General features: G+C 59.0%; 16 protein-coding genes. 2 read left to right on the plus strand and 14 right to left on the minus strand.

Annotated features, from left to right (window positions below; translation table 11 throughout):
• Positions 1-10 precede the first annotated feature (10 nt).
• The 5 genes from BM074_RS20685 to BM074_RS20705 form a co-directional block, all read right to left on the minus strand.
• The gene (locus BM074_RS20685) at positions 11-1030 is read right to left on the minus strand and encodes an aldose epimerase family protein (RefSeq protein ID WP_091924942.1); all 1020 of its coding nucleotides are present in this window, start codon (positions 1028-1030) and stop codon (positions 11-13) included.
• A gap of 2 nt (positions 1031-1032) precedes the next feature.
• On the minus strand, positions 1033-2010 hold the full coding sequence (locus tag BM074_RS20690) for an ABC transporter permease (protein WP_091924945.1): 978 nt from the start codon (positions 2008-2010) through the stop codon (positions 1033-1035).
• Positions 2007-2954, minus strand: a complete 948-nt coding sequence (locus BM074_RS20695) for an ABC transporter permease (RefSeq protein ID WP_091925266.1) — start codon at positions 2952-2954, stop codon at positions 2007-2009. Before BM074_RS20695 ends, BM074_RS20690 begins: the two co-directional genes overlap by 4 nt.
• A gap of 44 nt (positions 2955-2998) precedes the next feature.
• A complete protein-coding gene (locus BM074_RS20700) occupies positions 2999-4537 on the minus strand; it encodes a sugar ABC transporter ATP-binding protein (RefSeq protein ID WP_091924948.1) in 1539 nt (512 codons plus the stop codon).
• A gap of 99 nt (positions 4538-4636) precedes the next feature.
• On the minus strand, positions 4637-5617 hold the full coding sequence (locus BM074_RS20705; RefSeq protein WP_091924952.1) for an ABC transporter substrate-binding protein: 981 nt from the start codon (positions 5615-5617) through the stop codon (positions 4637-4639).
• Positions 5618-5783: 166 nt separating this feature from the next.
• Here BM074_RS20705 and BM074_RS20710 point away from each other — a divergent pair, with 166 nt between their 5' ends.
• Entirely contained in the window at positions 5784-6914 is a 1131-nt protein-coding gene (locus BM074_RS20710; protein ID WP_175499086.1) for a LacI family DNA-binding transcriptional regulator, read from the plus strand.
• Here BM074_RS20710 and BM074_RS20715 read toward each other — a convergent pair.
• Positions 6911-8269, minus strand: coding sequence for a sigma-54-dependent transcriptional regulator (locus BM074_RS20715; RefSeq protein ID WP_091924955.1), 1359 nt, complete (start codon positions 8267-8269; stop codon positions 6911-6913). The two genes, BM074_RS20710 and BM074_RS20715, sit on opposite strands and share 4 nt — an antisense overlap.
• Positions 8266-10116 carry a sensor histidine kinase gene (locus tag BM074_RS20720; protein WP_091924957.1) on the minus strand — a complete coding sequence of 617 codons (1851 nt, stop codon included), beginning with the start codon at positions 10114-10116 and terminating at the stop codon, positions 8266-8268. Before BM074_RS20720 ends, BM074_RS20715 begins: the two co-directional genes overlap by 4 nt.
• A 245-nt stretch (positions 10117-10361) precedes the next feature.
• On the opposite strand from BM074_RS20720, the gene BM074_RS20725 reads away from it, so the two are divergent.
• Complete coding sequence (locus tag BM074_RS20725) at positions 10362-11690, plus strand: dicarboxylate/amino acid:cation symporter (RefSeq protein WP_051615333.1); 1329 nt, start codon at positions 10362-10364, stop codon at positions 11688-11690.
• Positions 11691-11720: 30 nt separating this feature from the next.
• Here BM074_RS20725 and BM074_RS20730 read toward each other — a convergent pair whose 3' ends face one another.
• The 7 genes from BM074_RS20730 to BM074_RS20760 form a co-directional block, all read right to left on the minus strand.
• Positions 11721-13103, minus strand: a complete 1383-nt coding sequence (locus tag BM074_RS20730) for an FGGY-family carbohydrate kinase (protein ID WP_091924960.1) — start codon at positions 13101-13103, stop codon at positions 11721-11723.
• Complete coding sequence (gene rhaM, locus BM074_RS20735; RefSeq protein WP_027233151.1) at positions 13100-13423, minus strand: L-rhamnose mutarotase; 324 nt, start codon at positions 13421-13423, stop codon at positions 13100-13102. Before rhaM ends, BM074_RS20730 begins: the two co-directional genes overlap by 4 nt.
• Positions 13420-14421, minus strand: a complete 1002-nt coding sequence (locus BM074_RS20740) for an ABC transporter permease (RefSeq protein WP_091924963.1) — start codon at positions 14419-14421, stop codon at positions 13420-13422. The genes rhaM and BM074_RS20740 overlap by 4 nt, the downstream gene beginning before the upstream one ends.
• A complete protein-coding gene (locus BM074_RS20745; protein ID WP_091924966.1) occupies positions 14418-15428 on the minus strand; it encodes an ABC transporter permease in 1011 nt (336 codons plus the stop codon). The genes BM074_RS20740 and BM074_RS20745 overlap by 4 nt, the downstream gene beginning before the upstream one ends.
• A complete protein-coding gene (locus BM074_RS20750) occupies positions 15421-16941 on the minus strand; it encodes a sugar ABC transporter ATP-binding protein (RefSeq protein ID WP_091924969.1) in 1521 nt (506 codons plus the stop codon). Before BM074_RS20750 ends, BM074_RS20745 begins: the two co-directional genes overlap by 8 nt.
• Before the next feature lie 64 nt (positions 16942-17005).
• Entirely contained in the window at positions 17006-18004 is a 999-nt protein-coding gene (gene rhaS / locus BM074_RS20755) for a rhamnose ABC transporter substrate-binding protein (RefSeq protein ID WP_091924972.1), read from the minus strand.
• 52 nt (positions 18005-18056) lie between these two features.
• Entirely contained in the window at positions 18057-18866 is an 810-nt protein-coding gene (locus BM074_RS20760) for a DeoR/GlpR family DNA-binding transcription regulator (RefSeq protein WP_027233146.1), read from the minus strand.
• Positions 18867-19032 lie beyond the last annotated feature (166 nt).

Genomic DNA, 19032 nt, shown 5'->3' on the forward strand with positions numbered 1-19032 from the left:
ACGCGCTTGTCTAGGAACTGTGGAAGCGAAATTCCGTGCGCTGCCGGTAGGTTTCGCCGGGCACGAGGATCGTGCTTGGAAAATGGGGCTGGTTGGGACTGTCAGGGAAATGCTGCGCTTCAAGACACAGTCCGGCGAACCGTCCGTAATTTCTGCCGCCAAGACCGACAAGCGAAGGAATCATCGCGCCGTCGTAGAACTGCAGGCCGGGCTCGCTGGTATGAACTTGCATGGCAAGGCCATTGCCGCCGGCAAGCGACGCGGCAAATCGCATGCCCTGGCTCAACGGTTCGGAGAGGACGAAATTGTGGTCATAGGGCGTCGATCCCTCGACGGCAATGCGGCGCGGCAAGCGGAAATCGTAAGGCGAACCGGCGACCGGAGCGATCTCCCCGGTGGGAATGAGACCCGCATCGACCGGTGTATAGGCGTCGGCGAGGATGCGCAGGCGGTGATCGCGAATGTCGTTCGAACCGTCGAGGTTGAAATAGCTGTGCTGCGCGAAATTCGCGACCGTCGGCGCATCGGCCGTCGCTTCGATATCGACGCGCAGCGTCGCATCTTCCACGAACCGATACGTGCAGCGCACATCGAGATTGCCTGGGAAACCCTGATCGCCGTCCGGAAGGTGGAGGGTGAGGGTTACCGCACTTTCGTCGTGGTCGACGATTTTCCAGAGACGCTGGGAAACGCCGTCGCTGCCCCCATGGAGAGTTTGGACACCCCGTTCATTGCGGTCGAGAACGATAGTCTTGCCGTCGAGCACGAAGCTGCCATTGGCGATGCGATTGGCATAACGCCCAACGAGCGCGCCGAAATAGGGTGAGCGCTGGGGGTAGGGGGTAAACTCATCGAAACCGAGCACCACGCGCTGGAGTGTGCCGTCGGCCAGCGGGACTTCCAGATCACGAATAACGGCGCCCCAATTCAATATGCGGGCAACCGCCCCCGCTGCAGAGCGAATGGTGACTTCCGATACTGGGTCGCCCTTGAACTCACCAAAGTCTTTCGTATTTGTGACGCCACGCAAAATCAGTGTTCTCCTGCAACGGTTCGGCTGCGCGCGGCAAGCTTTGCCTGCAGCATGACGACGACGAGCAGGAAGAGCCCGCGGATCACCGACTGCCAGTAGGCCGAAAGCGAAATCCAGCCCTTGCCGTTCTCGAAATTGAGGACATTGAACAGGATGCCCAAAAGGAGCACGCCGGCAAGCGTCGCCCCGACCGAGCCGACGCCGCCTGTCAGCAACGTGCCGCCGACAACGACTGCGGCAATGGCAAAGAGCTCCCAGCCGACACCCTCGATAGGCTGGCCGGCGCCGAATTGTGAGGCCAGGATCACGCCGGCAAGCCCGGCAAGCCCGCCGCTTCCGAGGTACACGAGGAACTTGATCCGGTCGGCCGGCAGACCCATAAGGCGCGTCGCGTCCTCATTGCCGCCGACGGCGAGGACGCCGCGACCCGTTCCCGTGAAGTTCAGCACGATCCAGCCGATGAGATAGGCGAGCATCGCGATCCAAGCGGGAATGGGAAAACCGAGGAAATTGTCTTGTCCGATCGAGGTGAAGCCGCTGTCATAGGATACGGATACCGACTGATTGTCGGCAAGCAGCAACGCCGTACCGCTCGCGGCGAGCATCATGGCGAGTGTGGCGACAAAAGGCATTATCCGCAGACGCGTCACGAGGATCGCATTGACGAGACCGACGCAGAGGCCAGCACCGACGCCGGCACCTAGTCCGATCCAGACTCCGTAGGGGCTGGCAAGCGCCGCAACGACACTGCCGAGCGCCGCAGTCGAACCGACCGAAAGATCGATGCCACCGGTCATGATGACGAAGCACATGCCGAGGGCGACAAGCGCAAACATGGAGTTGTAGCGGAGCACGCTGGTGATGTTGAAGAAGCCGAGAAAATAGTCGTAGCGCGCCCAGCCAAAGAGGACGAGCAAAAGCAACGCAACCACGACGCCATAACTTCCAAGCAGGGAGATCAATCTGGTTCTGGTCATGCGCGCCTGCCCTGTTGCTGTATCCAGACCGCGAGCACGATTATGCCAGCCTTGACGACGAGGGCCGCTGCGTCCGGCACGCCGTTGGCGAGCAGCGTATAGCGCACGAGCTGGATGGTCATGGCGCCGAGAAGCGTGCCGATGATGGTTGCCTTCCCGCCGCTGAGAAGCGTTCCGCCGACCGCGACGGCCGCGATCGCATCGAGCTCCATGCCGAGCCCCACGAGGTTGGCGTCGCTCGACGAGTTGATGGCGATGACGATGAGTCCCGCTATCCCCGCGCACAGTCCGCTGATGGCGTAAACCGCCAGCTTCACCTTCGACACCGCGATGCCCGCAAGTTCCGCCGCCCGTTCATTGCCGCCAATTGCGATAATCTGCCTGCCGAAGACGGTCCGTCTCAGCACCCAGGCGGCGGCGACGACCAAAAGCGCCATGAGAACCACCTGGACAGGAATGCCGAAGATGCGGCCGAGACCGATGAACTGAAACTCCGGCACGCGGAAGGTCTGCAAGTTACCGTTGGTCAGCACCTGGGCAATGCCGCGCCCGGCGATGAAAAGCACGAGTGTCGCGACAATAGGTTGAATGCGGAACTTGGCGATTAGCCAGCCATTAAAAAGTCCGAGCAGCCCGGCAATGCCGACCGAGACGATCATTGCCGCAGCAACTGCCAGGCCGACATTGTCGATCGGAATGATCTTGCCCAGGAAGATCATCGGTGCCAGCGCACCTGAAATCGCCATCAGCGAGCCGACGGAAAGATCGATACCGCCGGTTGCGATAACGAGCGTCATGCCCACCGCGACGATGACGATGGTGCAGACCTGCGTAAGGTTGACGTTGAGCGTCTGCATCGTCGCAAAATTACGGGTAAAAGCGAAATTGAAGATGAGGAGCGCGACGAGCGCAATCAGGGTACCGTAGCGCGCCATGAAATCCATGGGGACGAAGGGTCGCGAAACGCTCTGCTGCCGGGTCGTGTCGGTCAAGACAGGGCCTCCGCAATCGTTGGTGGGCTGCCATGCGCCATGGCCGACATCACCGCATCCTCCGTCGCCTCACTGCGGTCAAATGTGGCGACGCTCAAGCCTTCCCGCAGGACGAAGACCCTGTCGGCGCCCTCGGTGACTTCTTCGAGTTCGGATGAGATCATCAATACCGCGAGGCCTTCATCGGCGAGCGATTTGATCAATGACTGGATCTCGCCTTTGGCGCCGACATCGATGCCACGCGTCGGTTCGTCGAGGATGAGCAGGCGCGGGTTCATGGCGAGCCACCGTCCCAGAAGGACCTTCTGCTGGTTACCGCCGGAAAGTTCGCGCACTTTCTGGTCAGGTCCCGAACATTTTACGCCGAGTTGCCTGATGAAACGTTCGACGATTTCGCGCTGCGCCTTCTCGTCGATGATACCGGATTTGCTGAGTTTCGGCATCAAGGCCAGCATCATGTTTTCGGCCACGCTCATTTCAGGCACGATGCCTTCGCTCTTGCGGTCCTCGGTGCAAAATCCCATCCCTGCGGCAATGGCTTCTGCGGGGCCGCGTGGTGCGAATTTTTGCCCGTCGAGTTGCATCGTACCGGCGCGTGGCCGGTCGATGCCGAAGACAAGCCGCGCCGTCTCGGTGCGCCCCGCACCGAGGAGCCCAGCAAACCCCGCAATTTCGCCCTGCCGTACGTCGAAGGAAACATCCTGGACCGCCTGGTTGATTGCGAGATTTTCTGCCGACAACAGAACATCGCCGATCTTGCGTCGATCCCGCTCGCTGAAGGCGGTCGCATGCCCCTCGGCGCGGTCGATCGTGCGCCCCAGCATGGAAGAGACAAGCCCGATCTTGTCGATCTCGATCATCCGCGCAGATTTGATGGTCCGCCCATCGCGCATGATCGTGACGCGATCGCAAACTTCGTAAAGTTCGTCGAGCTTGTGGCTGACGAAAATGACCGAGACACCCTCTTGTTTCAATTGGCGGATAACGTCGAAGAGCACGCTCACCTCGCGTTCGTCGAGCGACGAGGTTGGCTCGTCCATAATGACCAGCTTGGCAGAAAAACCGATGGCGCGGGCAATGGCGACCATCTGCTGGGTCGCCGTGTTGAATTCCATCAACGGGCGGCGCACGTCGATACGCACGTTGAATCGCTGCAGCAATGTTTCGGCTTCCTGGTGCATGCGCTTCCAGTTGAGAAAGCCGAAGCGCCGTGCCTCCCGGCCAAGACAGATGTTTTCCGTGATGGAGCGATAGGGGACGAGGTTGATCTCCTGGTAGATCGTGCTGATGCCGCTCGCCTGGGCCTGATGTGGCGAAAAGACCTCGAACGGCCGGCCGTCAAACGTCACTTCGCCGGCATCGCGGCGATGATAACCGGTCAGCACCTTGATCAGGGTTGATTTCCCGGCACCGTTCTGGCCGATCAGGGCATGGACCTCACCGCGCCCCACTTCGAATGAAGCGCCGGACAGAGCCGAAATGCCGGCAAACCGCTTGTCGATCCCCGTCATCGATAGAAGTGTACCGGTGTTCATTACCAAGCCGTTTCTGCAGAACGTGGAAAAGCTTCGACGCCGAATAGAACACGTCGAAGGAGGGCCAGCGCCCTATTGAGCGCTGGCATGTTGATAAAATCAATAGGCGGTGCTCAGCAGTTCCTTGGCGTTACTGGCGTCATAGAACTGGTCCGGATTGATGAGCTTGGCAGGTATCTTTTCGCCGTTTGCATAGGCGACGGCCGTATCGAACGCTTTTGGACCAAACCGCGGATTGCACTCAACAACTGCCGCGATCTTGCCATCGACAACGCCCTGCACGGCTTCCTTGCCGCCATCGATCGAAAGCACGAGAATATCCTTGCCCGGCACCTTGCCCGCAGCCTCGATAGCCGAAATGGCACCAATGGCCATTTCGTCATTGTGGGCATAGACGACATTGGCGTCGGGATGGGCCTGGAGCAGAGTTTCCGCAACCTGACGGCCCTTGTCCCGAGCGAAGTCGCCCGTCTGCGAGGCTACGATCTTGAAGTCCGAGTTCTTGGCGATGACGTCGTCAAAACCTTTTTTGCGGTCGTTGGCAGGCGACGAACCGGTGGTGCCTTCAAGTTCGATGATCGTCGTCTTGCCATTTGCATTCTTGACGAGCCAATCGGCGACGCGCTGTCCTTCCTCGATGAAGTTGGAACCGATGAAGGTAACGTAATCCTCACCCGGCTTGGCAAGCGAGGCATCGACATTACGGTCGAGCAGAATGACCGGAATGCCGGCATTCTTGGCGGCCTTGATGGCCGGGATCAGCGGCTTTTCTTCGCGCGGGGCAAGGAAGATGAGGTCGACGCCCTGGGCGATCATAGAGTTGACGTCAGCGACCTGCTTTGCGGCGGAACTTGCGGCGTCGGTGTAGACGAGCTGCCAGCCGCGCTTTTTGGCTTCGTCCTGCATGCTGGCGGTCTGAGCGAGACGCCACGGGTTGTTGCTCTCGGTCTGGGCAAAGCCAACCTTGTAGGTATCTTTCTTCTTCAGCGGCGGCGATTCCGCGAAGGCGTTGGCGGCAAACACGGCAGCAGCAAATCCTGCGGCCGAAGTTAAAAGCAGAGTGCGGCGAGTGATGGTCATAAAAATTCCCTCCCAGAAATCAGCGGGGTCGTCCCACTAAGCGATCATCGCTGCTTATAAAAATTAGTCAATAATTATTTATATTGATTAGTCGGATCAACTGCTCCTAATATCGCCAGAGGTTCGGGGCGAGTCGATGCGCCGGGCAGGAGGGTGAACAACGCAAATGAGCGAAACAGTGGAAAAAGACCCCACTGAGAAAACCAAAAGGGCTCGCGTGACCACCCGCCGCAAGCGGGTCAGCAAACGCGTGACCATGACGGATATCGCCCGTGCGGCGGGATGTTCGCAGGCGACCGTCTCATTCGTGCTCAACAAGACTCCGGGTATCAAGCTCGCCGCTGAGACGCGCGAGCGCGTCATCGAAGCTGCGCGCACCCTCGGGTATGCCGCGCCGAGCTTTGCTCACATGGAACCTGGCGAGGCCCATATCCCCCGCATTGAAGGCAAGATCGGGTTCGTGGTCGATCAGCTTGCCACAAGTCCCGAGGCCGTCGTCGCCATCGAGGGTGCGCGGCAGGCGTCATGGAACGCCGGCAATATCATACTTGTTGCGCAGACGCTGAACGATCCCGAAATGGAGCCACGCACCATCCATGCCCTGCGCGAGCAAGGCATATCGGCGCTCATCTACATGGCGATCTTCACCCGCGAGGTGGTGCTTCCCAAGGCGGTCTATGAACTCGACGTGCCGGTCATACTCTTGAACTGCTACTCGGCCGATCACGCCTTTCCCGCCGTTGTGCCCAGCGAAATTGCCGGCGGCCAGCATTCGACCCGCCACCTCATTCACCATGGCCACCGCCGCATTGGCACGATCACTGGCGAACCGTGGATGGAAGCGGCCAAGGATCGCCTGAAAGGTTACAGGCGCGCCCTTGCCACGGCCGACATTCCCTTCGACCCGCAACTCGTCATCGAAGGCGACTGGTCGGCAAGTGCGGGCTATGCCGCGACGCGAAAACTGCTTGAGCTCGACGACAGGCCGACCGCCATTTTTTGCCAGAACGATCGCACCGCCATCGGCTGCTATGAAGCCCTGAAGGAAGCCGGCTTGCGCATTCCCGAGGATATTTCCGTTATCGGCTACGACGACGAGGAAATTTCGCGGCATCTGCATCCGCAGCTTTCCACCTCTGTTCTGCCGCATCGCGCCATGGGCCGTTGGGCAATCGAGCAACTCGACAGCTATCTTCACAACCCGGCCAAGCGCTATCCGGTGACGAAGCTCGAATGTCCGCTCGTCGAGCGACTGTCGGTGACCGATTGTGCTGACCGGAAAGCCGCATATCGCTAGGCCTCTGATTTTCTCTTCACATAGTCGCTTCGATCGATGCCGTGCCGTTGCAGTTTATCGTAAAACGTCTTGCGGGGTATGCCGAGCGCTTCAATTGTCGTTCGCACATCACCATGATTTGCTGAAAGGGCATCGCGAATAAGTTTCGCCTCGTACTTTTCCATGGTCTCAGGCAAGCTTTTCGGGTTAGGCGCCTGACTGGTTTTGGCGTCGGCAACATCGTGGAGCCCAAGCGCCATCCGCTCAGCAAAATGCGCCAGCTCGCGCACATTCCCCGGCCAGTCGTGCTCCATAAGCCGTGATCGAATCGCAGTGGTAAATTCGGGCGGTTCCGATTTGAAACGAGCGGTCGCGCGGTTGAGAAAGTGCGTGAAGAGAAGCGGGATATCGTCCTTGCGCTCGCGCAAAGGCGGAATAGAGACTGTGACGACGTTCAAACGATAGAACAGATCCTCACGAAAATTGGCTCGCTGCTCGGGACTGCCAAGATCGACCTTCGCGGCAGCAACGACCCGCAGATCGACGGAGCGGTGCTCATTGGTTCCGAGCGGCGCAACTTCGCGCGTTTCCAGAACGCGCAGCAATTTAACCTGTGTTGCAAGCGGCATGCTTTCGATCTCGTCGAGGAATAGCGTGCCGCCGCTCGCATGTTCGATACGCCCGACGCGTTTCTTCTGGGCCCCCGTAAACGCTCCCGCCTCATGGCCAAACAATTCACTTTCAATGACCGTATCGGGTAGGGCCCCGCAATTAAGCGCGACGAAATTTCCTTGCTTGCGGCGGCTCCATTCGTGCAACAGGCCGGCGGCCACATCCTTGCCGGTACCGGTTTCGCCGGCGATCAGCACATCGACATCGGCATTGGCGACATGGCGCAAGGTCTTGCGCAAATTCTGAATAACCGGGGTCTGACCGAGCAGAGGCATCGCCTCGTCGGACGATTCGAGTGCCAGGCGCAATTGGCGGTTCTCGATCACCAGCCGCCGTTTCTCCAACGCACGCCCTATGCTCTGCACCAGGCGCTCGGCGGCAAAGGGTTTCGCGATGAAATCATAGGCTCCTTGGTGCATGGCCTCGACGGCCATTTCGATATCTCCATGCCCGGTGATGAGGATAACCGGCAGATCCGGATCGACTGCGCCCAACCTCCGGAACAGTTCGAAGCCGTCCATATGCGGCATGCGCACATCCGTGACGACGATACCCGGGAAATCAGGCGTCAGAAACCGCAGCGCGCTCATCGCATCGGCAAAGGGAGCGACATTGAAGCCGGCAAGTTCCAGCGTCTGGCGATTGGCGTTGCGCAACTCGTCATCATCATCGACAAAAGCAACCGTTGGCTGGATATCCGTCATGCGACCCTCGGCAAATGCACCGTGAACGTCGTCCCGCTCGAACTAGATACGACTTCGATACGGCCTCCATATTCGGCGACGATGTCATGACAGATGACGAGCCCAAGGCCGAGGCCGCGCTCCTTCGACGTGTTGAACGGCGTGAACATCGCCTGCATGATCGCGTCCGGAATACCGGGGCCATTGTCAGAAACGATGAGCGCAACTTCGTCTTCGTTCACCGCATAGCGCAGATTGATACGGCTTTTTGGCCCACCTTCCGTCGCCTCGAGGGCGTTCTGCATGAGGTTGATGAGTACCTGTTCGAGCCGGATGCGATTGCCGTTCACCTTGATTTCGGGGGGCGGGATATCAGTCGTGATGTGTCCCACCGTCTGGCGAAACCGGCTACCGAGCAGAAGCATGGCACCATCGATGATGTCGCAGACGGCGATTCGACCGGTGTCGCCAGTGCCCTTGCGTGAAAACGTACGCAGTTCATCCGTGATGCTGCCGATCCGTTCGGTGAGTCCGGCAATCGATGCGAGATTTGCCTTGGCGGAATCGAACTGCGTGCGGTCAAGAAAGATCTGGGCGTTATCGGCATAGGCGCGGATCGCGGCGACTGGCTGGTTGATCTCATGGGCGACGCCGGCTGTGACCTGCCCGAGGATGGCGAGGCGGTTTGCCTGTACAAGTTCCTGCTGAACCGTTTGGAGCTTTGCTTCCGTCTTCTGCCGCTCTTCCGATTCCATGACGAGTTCCGCGTGGGCGGTGCTGAGATCGGCCGTGCGTGCGGCCACCCGGCGCTCAAGCTCGATCCGGGCCGCGTCCTGTTCGCGGGCCCGTCGCAGTGCAAGGCCCCGTCGTCGCATGACAAATGCCGCCAGTCCAGCCAACGGGGCGAGTACAAGGAGTGCGAGGGAAAGCGCCGTGCGGGTTGCTTCTGCCACGGCGGCTGTCGATGGCGTTAACAGCTGCAACGTCCAGTTGGTGGTTGGAACCGCAGCTTCGACACGCACGAACTCCGCGCTCTTGGTCGCGCCGGGCAAGCGCGCCGCCACGATATCAGGCTGGCTTTGCGGCAACGCAGGAGCGACATTAAGGGGCTCCAGCGGCGCATCGCCAAACTGGAGACTTTCGCGCAGCGGCCGCTTCTGGTCGGCGGGAACCGCCTCGCGAGTCATGAAGCGCCATTCAGGGAAACTGGTGATCAGGACGATGCCGCGTTGGTCGATGACAAAGGTCGGGTCGCTGTTTTTGCGCCAATCGGTTTCCAGTTCATCGAACTCGACCTTCACAACAATCACCCCGAGGAGACCGGAAGGACCGTCGATCCGCTTGGAAATATAAAGGCCAGGACGCTTGCTTATTGTTCCAAGTGCGTAGTGCTCGGCGCTGCCGGTTTCCACCGCCCGCGTATAATAGGGACGGAAGCTGTAATCGATACCGACGAAACTGGTGGGTTCACGCCAATTGCTCGCGGCAACGGCAAGGCCATTGGCATTGAGAAGGTAAATGACAGCCGCCCGGGTTCCGGGAACGAGGCTTTCGAGCCTGCCGCTAATCAGCTTGAACATGCTCTCACTGCCCGACGACAGGGCGCTGAGAACGTCACGGTCTTGCGAAAGGACCAGCGGCAGGGACCGCTGCTTTTCAAGCACCGTCCGCAAGAGGACGGCGTTAAGCTCGGCGCTGCTTTGTGCGCGAGCCCGCAGCGAGTCATAGGCGCGTTCGCGACCACAGCGCGCCGCGCCCAAAAGGCATGCGCCGATCAGGATTGCCGCAACGACGGCGAAAACATATTTCGCCACAGGCTTTGACTTGCCATAGGCGTCGACAGGACCGATTTCTGAAGCGTGCTCCATTTTTCCACCTGTGCATAAATCCGCACAAATAACAATAATTTCGTGCGAAACTTCGCACGGATACGCAGCAACCCATTCTTATGTGCAAATAATATCATTTGTTTTCAATGGTTTATTAAGTTGCACGAAACTGGCACGACGCTTGCAAAACCAAATCTCAAGGCATGGACCATTCCAGCCCTAACCGAGCCTCGGGAGGCTGACAGGCTTTTCTGCCAGACGCGGCTCATACCATGGAGGAAGTCATGAGTCCTGTGACAATCAACACAGCGCCGCAGCCATCGCGCGGCAAGACACCAATTTACGCCCATCTCTATTTCCAGGTCATCGTTGCCATCACAATCGGCATTCTGCTCGGCCATTTCTATCCGGAAATCGGCACGAGCATGAAGCCGCTCGGCGATGCTTTCATCAAGCTCGTCAAGATGATCATCGCCCCTGTCATTTTCCTGACGGTCTCCACCGGCATCGCCGGGATGAGCGACCTGAAGAAAGTCGGCCGCGTCGCCGGCAAGGCAATGATCTATTTCCTTACCTTCTCGACCCTTGCGCTCATCGTCGGCCTTATCGTTGCCAATCTCGTTCAGCCGGGCGCGGGCATGAATATCGATCCGGCGTCGCTCGATGCAAAGGCAGTGGCAACATATACGCAGCAGGCGCATGAACAGAGCGTCGTAGGATTCCTCACCAATATCATCCCGACAACGATCGTCGGTGCGTTTGCCTCCGGCGACATCCTGCAGGTCTTGTTCTTCTCGGTTCTCTTCGGCGTGTCGCTGGCAATGGTCGGCGAAAGGGCAGAGCCGGTCACGAACTTCCTGCAGGCTCTTGCCGCCCCGATCTTCAAGCTGGTTGCGATCCTGATGAAGGCCGCCCCCATCGGCGCTTTCGGCGCGATGGCCTTTACAATCGGCAAATACGGCATCGGCTCGGTCGCCAATCTGATCATGCTGATCGGAACCTTCTATCTGACCTCGCTGCTCTTCGTGTTCTTCGTCCTTGGCGCCGTCGCCTGGTATAACGGCTTCTCCATTCTCGCGCTGATCCGCTATATCAAGGAAGAACTGCTTCTGGTCCTCGGTACGAGTTCGTCGGAAGCGGCATTGCCGACACTGATGGCCAAGATGGAGAAGGCGGGCTGCAAGAAATCCGTCGTCGGCCTTGTCATTCCCACCGGCTATTCCTTCAATCTCGACGGCACCAACATCTACATGACCCTGGCAGCCCTGTTCATCGCCCAGGCGACCAACACACCGCTGACGCTTACCGACCAGGTGCTTCTGCTGCTCGTTGCCATGTTGAGTTCGAAAGGCGCTGCCGGCATTACCGGGGCGGGCTTCATCACCCTTGCTGCCACCCTATCGGTCGTTCCCGCGGTCCCCGTTGCCGGTATGGCACTCATCCTCGGCATCGATCGCTTCATGTCCGAATGCCGTGCCCTCACCAATCTCGTCGGCAATGCAGTTGCCACGATCGTAGTTGCCCGCTGGGAAGGCGAGTTCGACAAGAACCAGTTTGATCTCGCCCTCAACGGCGGCTTCAGCGAAGACGAGGCACTCGTCCCCGCGGAGTAATACTTCCAGCGCCTCGAAGCGAAGGCGGGCTCAATGGCCCGCCTTTTCATTGTCGGACAGTCGCTCACGCCATTCCGCGGCATAGGCCAGGAATTCTTCGCCAAGGGGCTCAACCATAGCGCTTGACTGTTGAAGATCGCATGTGGCGCCAGCGAGCAACGCAGCCCCGAGGCTGGTACCAGTCGAGCCTGGCAGCGCAATGATCTCGCGGCTCGTAAGCGAGCGCAGCGCCGAGAGGTAAACGCCGTTGCGCGAGAATGGGCCCTCCACGACAGTCGGCCCCGAAGCGCCGATCAGTCCAAGGCAGGTATGCGTCATCATGGCGGCATAGAGCGATGCTGCGGAATTTCGCTCCCAGCTACCGGAAGGTTCCCCGTTCGGCCAAACGGCTTTACGTTGCGGGAAGGGGCCGGACCCATTGACGACGCCCGGCAAAATCATCAGCCGTCTGTCCACAACATCGCGCAGCGTACCGGCATCGGGTTCGCGCTTGTCGCCTGCGGTGAGAATGTCGAATTCGCGCCCGCCCATGAACCGAGCGGAGGGCACGGCATGGCCGTTGGCATCGACATTGGCGAGCGTGTCCCGGTCAGGATCAAGGCGTTCGAGCTGCCCGCCGACAGCAAACGAAACGACCCAGGTTCCGGTCGATACGACCGCGAAGGGCGATTTTCGGGTCATAAGGTGGGGAAGCAGCGAAGCGTTGGAATCATGAATGCCGCAATAGACCGGGATAGCCCTGTCGCCGCCGATCTTACCTGCGACAGCGGGCGCCAAATTGCCGATCCGCTCAAAGGCCGAGCGAATGGGCGCCATCAGATCTCGAATACCCAAGGTATCGACGAGGCTCGAATAGGCATTTGCCTGCGGATTCCACAGATCGGTATGACAGCCGAGCGAGGTAACCTCGTTAACGGCAATTCCCGTCAACCGCCACACCCAATATTGAGCATAGGTCAGGATCGTGCGCACCTTGGCGAAGGCTTCAGGAAACTCGGTCTTCTGAAAATGTACCTGCGCACCGACATTCAATCCTCCGGAGAGACGCGGGGAACTGGTCTCCGCAAAGGGCGGGCGCAGCTTCCTGTAAGCGGAGCGCACGCTTTCCGGGTATTCATATTCGTAATCGATCACCGGCATGGCCAGCGCATCATCGCCGAGCAGCGCCGCCGCCGCCCCGTGTGCTGTAACGGAAATCGCATCGACACCCGGCGCCTTAACGAAACTTGCCAGTGCGCCCACAACAAAATCCCAGAGCATATCTACATCGTAATGCGGATATGGGCCCTCGCGGATGACGGTGTTGGCGACGCTGCGCGCCGCAATCTCGGCTCCGGTCGCGGCATCGACGACCACCACTTTGGCATTGGTCTTGCCTATATCGAGGACGGCTATGTTGTGGCGCGACGTCATGGCATATGGAACAGGCAGACAAGTTCGCTCTGCACCGGCGAGTTATCCTCATTGGTCGCCATGATGTCCGCCATATGCGCCCACCATTTCTTCATGACCGGATGATCGGGCAGACCTTGCATTCCGTGATCACTCGGGCGCGTCAAGACACCAAAGAGCGTGTTGGTTTCGCGGTCTAGATGAATCGAATAGTCGCTGACGCCCGCATCATGGAGAAGACTGACGAGTTCCGGCCAGATCGCATCGTGGCGGCGTCGATACTCGGCTTCCATGCCAGGATTGAGGTGCATCTTGAAAGCGTATTTTTCAAGCTCGCTCATGCTGGCTTCCTGCGTCCCAACCGGCGGATGATGATCGGCAGGGTAATCGTTGTGATCAGCAGCAACCCGATGAAGATCGACATGACGATGCCGGGCACATTGAGGAGCCCTAGTCCGAACGTCACGAGCCCCATGACGAAGGCTGCGATAACGACGCCGCCAATCGTTCCCGAGCCGCCTAGGATCGAGACGCCGCCAAGAACGACCATGGTGACGATCTCGAGTTCCCAGCCTTGCGCGATCGAGGGGCGTGTCGATCCAAGACGCGAGGTCAGGCAAACGGAAGCAATTCCCGCCATGAGACCCGTCAAAAGGAACAGGGTGAATTTGATGCGCTCGACATGGATGCCGGAGAAACGCGCCGCGAAATCGTTGTTGCCGATCGCATAGATGCGGCGACCGAAATTGGTCGCGTGCAGGACGACTGCGAAAATCACGGCAAGCACGCCAAAAAGAAAAAACTCGAAGGAAATGACCCAGAACACATAGCCCTGGCCGAAATAGGCGAAGGAAGGTGGGTAGCCGCCATAGGCCTGATCACCAAGCACGATGTAGGCGATGCCGCGAAACAGGCTCATCGTGCCAATGGTCACGACAATGGATGGCAAGCGCAGTCCTGCCACGAGAATACCGTTGATGAGGCCGCAGCCGAGGCCGACGCCAATGCCGATGAGGACGAGTCCGGGGGTGCCGATGCCTGCCTGCGCCGCCGCGCCCATGGCGGTAGAGGCGAGGGCGATAATTGCGGCCACCGAAAGGTCGATCTCGCCGGAAATGATCAGCAGCGCCATGGCAAAGGCGACCATGGCCTTTTCGGTGAAGTTGAACGTCGCGTCCGATAGATTCCATGCGTTGAGGAAGTAGGGCGAGCCGAAGGCGTTGGCGATGAAGATCAGTACCGCCACCATGAATAGGAGCGCTTCCCAACTCGCGAACAGCCGCGTCGTGGATGTGCCGAGGCGATCGGGAATCTGTCGTCTTTCGGAAACCGCGCTCATGCTGCCACCCCTATCTCTTCTGATGCACCGCGATCGCGCAGGATGATGCGGCCCCGGCGGCGTTCCTGGCGCGCGTTGAATATGACGGCGGCAATAATCACCGAACCCGAAATCGCCATCTGGGCGAAGGGCGATATGTCGATAACCGGCAGCGCATTCTTGATGACACCGAGAAACAGAGCTCCGAGCACCGCGCCCGCTACGGTTCCGATTCCGCCAAGGGTCGAGATTCCGCCGATGACGCAAGCTGCGACGGTATCGAGTTCGAAACCGGCAGCGATATCGACATAGGCCACCGCATAGCGCGATACCCAAAGATAGGCGCAGAGCCCGGCAAGCGTGCCGGAGATCACGAAAGCATAGAACCGCGTCCGCCCGACATCGATGCCTGCATAGACTGCTGCCGTGGGGTTACCACCGGAAGCATAGATAGCGCGTCCGAGGAACGTGCGCGACATGATGAGATACATGATACCGACGATAACGATTGCCGTCCAACCGAGAAGCGGCAAGCCGAGAAAGAGCTGCCGCGGCGTCTGCAAGAAGGGCTCGGTCATCTGGTGAGCGTTAACCCAGGCGCCCCCGGAAAGAACGAACGCCATGCCGCGATAAATCGTCAGGGTTCCGAGCGTGACGACGATCGACGGGATGCCCAGCTTCCAGACGAACAGACCGTTGATTGCACCAAGGACAGCGCCTATGCCGAGAGCCACAAGCACGATGGCGGCGAGCGGCAAATCGGGATGAGCCGCATTCAACATCCCCACCGCCATGCCGGTAAATGCCACGTTGGCGGCGACGGAAAGGTCGATAGACTTCGTCAGGATCACCGTCATCTGGCCGAGCGCGAGAATAATCAGGATCGACGTATCGTTAAAGATGTTCGCAAGATTGGCAGGGCGGGCAAAGCCGGGTGAGCGCGTGGAAAATGTTGCGACGAGAATGGCGATGACCACCACCAGCAGCATTTCGCGATATTTGAACAACTGTCTGATCATTTCACGCATTCCCGGTTGCGGCTCGAACCAGCGTCTCGGCATTGAGGTGGTTTCGCTCGTAGATGCCCGCCGAAAGCCCTTCGCGCATGACGAGCACACGGTCGGACATGCCGAGGATTTCCGGCAGCTCAGAGGAAACCATGATGATGCTGAGGCCTTCGCCGGCGAGCTCGCTGATGAATGCGTGAACGGCCGCCTTCGACCCGATGTCGATACCCTTGGTCGGCTCATCAAGGATGAGGATCTTCGGCTGTGTCGCCAGCCATTTGCCGATGACGACCTTCTGCTGGTTGCCGCCCGAGAGCGTTCCGACAGGAACAGAAAGCGCCGCGGCGCGAAGATCGAACCGTTCGGCATATTTCCTGGCAAGCGCGAACTCCGCGGCCGCCCGCAAAAAGCCCGAGCGCGACGTGCGCGTCAGCGAAGGCAGCGATATGTTCTGGTAGATCGGCAGTTCCAAAACCGCGCCGTGACGGCCGCGCTCTTCCGGAACGTAGACGATGCCAGCCTTGATCGCCTCGCCGGGAGAGCCGATCGTGATCTCTTCGCCATGAAGCCGCAGTTTGCCGCCAGACGGCCTGGTCACGCCAAAAAGGGATTGGCAGATCTCCGAACGACCGGCACCCACCAGGCCATAGATGCCGAAAATCTCGCCTTTCCTCAGCGTGAAGGTGATATCGCGAAATTCCGTCGGATGCGTGTAGTTCTCGACGGACAGCACCGCTTCACCGAGCGGAATCTCGACCTTGGGGAAGGCATGCTCGATGGAACGGCCAACCATCAGCCGCACGATCTCGTCCTGCCCGGTGCCGGCAAGCACGCCGCTGCCGACAGCCTTGCCGTCGCGGAACACCGCATAGTTGTCGGCGATTTCATAAACTTCGTCGAACTTGTGGCTGATGAAAAGAATCGCCTTGCCCTGTCCCTTCAGCCGCCGAACGATCTGAAACAGATCATCGACCTCCTTGCGCGATAGTGCCGCCGTCGGCTCGTCCATGATGACGATGCGAGCGTCGACGGAGAGTGCCCGCGCAATCGCCACGAGATGGCGCTGTGCGATCGAAAGATTCTTCAGGCGGGTGCGTGGATCGATATTGCTTTCAAGCGAATGCAACAGCGCAAGAGCCCGCGCATTGACGGCTTTCCAGTTGACGAAACCGAGCCTGGTCTTCGGCGCGTGGCCGAGAAAGATGTTTTCGGCCACCGACAATTCGTCGAAGAGCACCGTCTCCTGATGGATCGCCGTAACGCCGAAATCGATGGCGTCCTGCGCATTGGTGAAGCTGACGGCATCGCCATCGACGCGGATCTCGCCTTCATCAGACTGGTAAATCCCGGTCAGAATTTTCACCAGAGTCGACTTGCCCGCACCATTCTCGCCGATCAGCGCCGTCACCTTCCCCGCATATAGGGCAATGTTGACGTCGTTGAGTGCCTTGACGCCGGGAAACGACTTGGAAATTCCGCGCATTTCGAGAAGCGGCGTCTCCAAGCGTTGATCTGACATGGCAATCTGGTTCATCGAGCATTCCGAGAGTGAAGGAATGCCCGGCAGACGTGCTGCCGGGCGGGGGCAGTGTCGAAAATCAGAAGATTTTCGAGAACTGGTCGATGTTCGTTGCGTTGTAGACGAATGGATCGGCCATGGCGGCTTCGCCGTTCTCGCCCACCTTGATCTTGCCCATGCGGCCGGCATCGATTTCGCTGCCGGGCGCGCCGTCCGTCTCGCCCTTGACGAGGCGATAAGCGATTTGCGTGGCTGAGTAGCCAAGATCGATCGGGTTCCAGATGGCGAATTCCTTGGTAACGCCCGACTTGATCGCGCCGGCCATTTCCGAAGGCAGGCCGAGGCCTGTGACATAGACATCGCCGATCTTCTTGGCATCAGCGACGGCCTGCGAGGCCGCAAGGACACCGACCGTCGTCGGCGCGACGATGACCTTCACGTTCGGCTGCGAGGTGAGGATGCCCTGTGCTTCGCGGTAGCTCTTGTCGGAAAGGTCATCGCCATAGACCGTAGTGACGAGGTTGAGGCCCGGGAAGTTCGGCAACTGCTTTTTCATCTCGGCAATCCAGGTGTTCTGGTTGGTCGAGGTGGTGGTTGCCGAGAGAATGGCGAAATCACCCTTGCCGTCCTTCAGATGGTTGGCGGCGAGCTGCAGGCACATCTTGCCAATGAGTTCATTGGATGACGGATTGAGGTGCATGATGCGGCCGTCCTTGCCGACAGCCGAGTCCCAGGAAATAACCTTGATGCCGCGGGCCATGGCCTTCTTCAATGCCGGAACGAGCGCATCGGGATCGTTGGCCGACACAGCGATGGCGTTTACGTTCTGCGCGATCAACGCATTGATCACCTCGATCTGGCCTTCCGCCGTGGTCGAGGTCGGGCCGGTATAGATGACCTCGACGCCTCCAAGTTCCTTGGCAGCTTCCTGCGCGCCCTTGTTGGCAGCTTCGAAGAAGCCGTTGCCCAGCGATTTGACGACCAGCCCGATCTTTACCGTATCGGCGGCCTGCGCCTGCGTTGCGAGCATGGCAACGGCGAATGCCGATCCCAGTATGAGTTTCTTCAATAGTTTCATTGTCTGTCCTCCCAGAGTTTGAACCATGCGTTGGATAGTGACCGCTACGCCTTCAAGCGACCGAAGCGGAATTTCGTGACTTGTCCTGATTGACCTTGGCGACGATCAACTGAATGCCAGCATCCTCCACCATTTTCCGGTCAGCATCGGTAATGCCGTCATCGGTGATGATGGTCGCCACCCGTTGCAACGGACACAGAATCAGGCTGGAACGGCGCGCAAACTTCGTCGAATCGACCAGCAGCACCAGATCGTCGGCCTGGTTGATCAGCTTCTGCTCGCCCTGGATGATAAGCGCATCGGATTCCATGACGCCGAACGGACCAACGCCCTGCGCCCCCATGAACATGCGCTTTCCGTAGAAGTTGCGGGTCACGTCATTGTCGAAAGGCGACAGGATGATGCTCTGCTCGCGGTAGATGGCGCCGCCCGGCACGATCACCGAACTTTTGGAGTTCTTCACCAGATGTTCGGCAATGGCAAAAGAATTGGTCATGACCTGCAGCCGTCGCGACGCGAGGAAATGCACCATCTGGAAAGTAGTGGTGCCACCATTGATGATGATGGCGTCCCCTTCCTCGCACAGCGCCACCGCCTCCCTGGCAATGGCGCGTTTCTTGTCCGCGTTTTCGGATTCTGAAACATGGAAGTGCCTGCCTGCGAGCGGCGTTAGTTGCGGCGGATGGACGGCTTCGGCGCCGCCACGCACACGGCGCAGCTTGCCCTTGACGTGAAGCGAAGCGATGTCACGGCGGATCGTTGCCTCTGACGCTTCCGTCAGATCGGCGATGTCCTGAATGGTGATGACCGGCTTTTCCTGAACAGCGCTCAAGATGATGCGGTGGCGCTCACGCTCGTGCATTCGTCGTCTCCTCCTGCCAAGATTTATTGCGCAAAGTTGTGATCAGTGTCAATCAACTTCAATCAAATAATTTCATATTGCACTGCACAATGATGCTAATATGATTGGATTTGATTGTTTGTGATTGACAATAAAACCGGTTGTGCTCCATAGCTAAAGGAAATCG

This window comes from Phyllobacterium sp. CL33Tsu, from assembly GCF_900113985.1.
GTDB classification, from domain to species: domain Bacteria; phylum Pseudomonadota; class Alphaproteobacteria; order Rhizobiales; family Rhizobiaceae; genus Phyllobacterium; species Phyllobacterium pellucidum.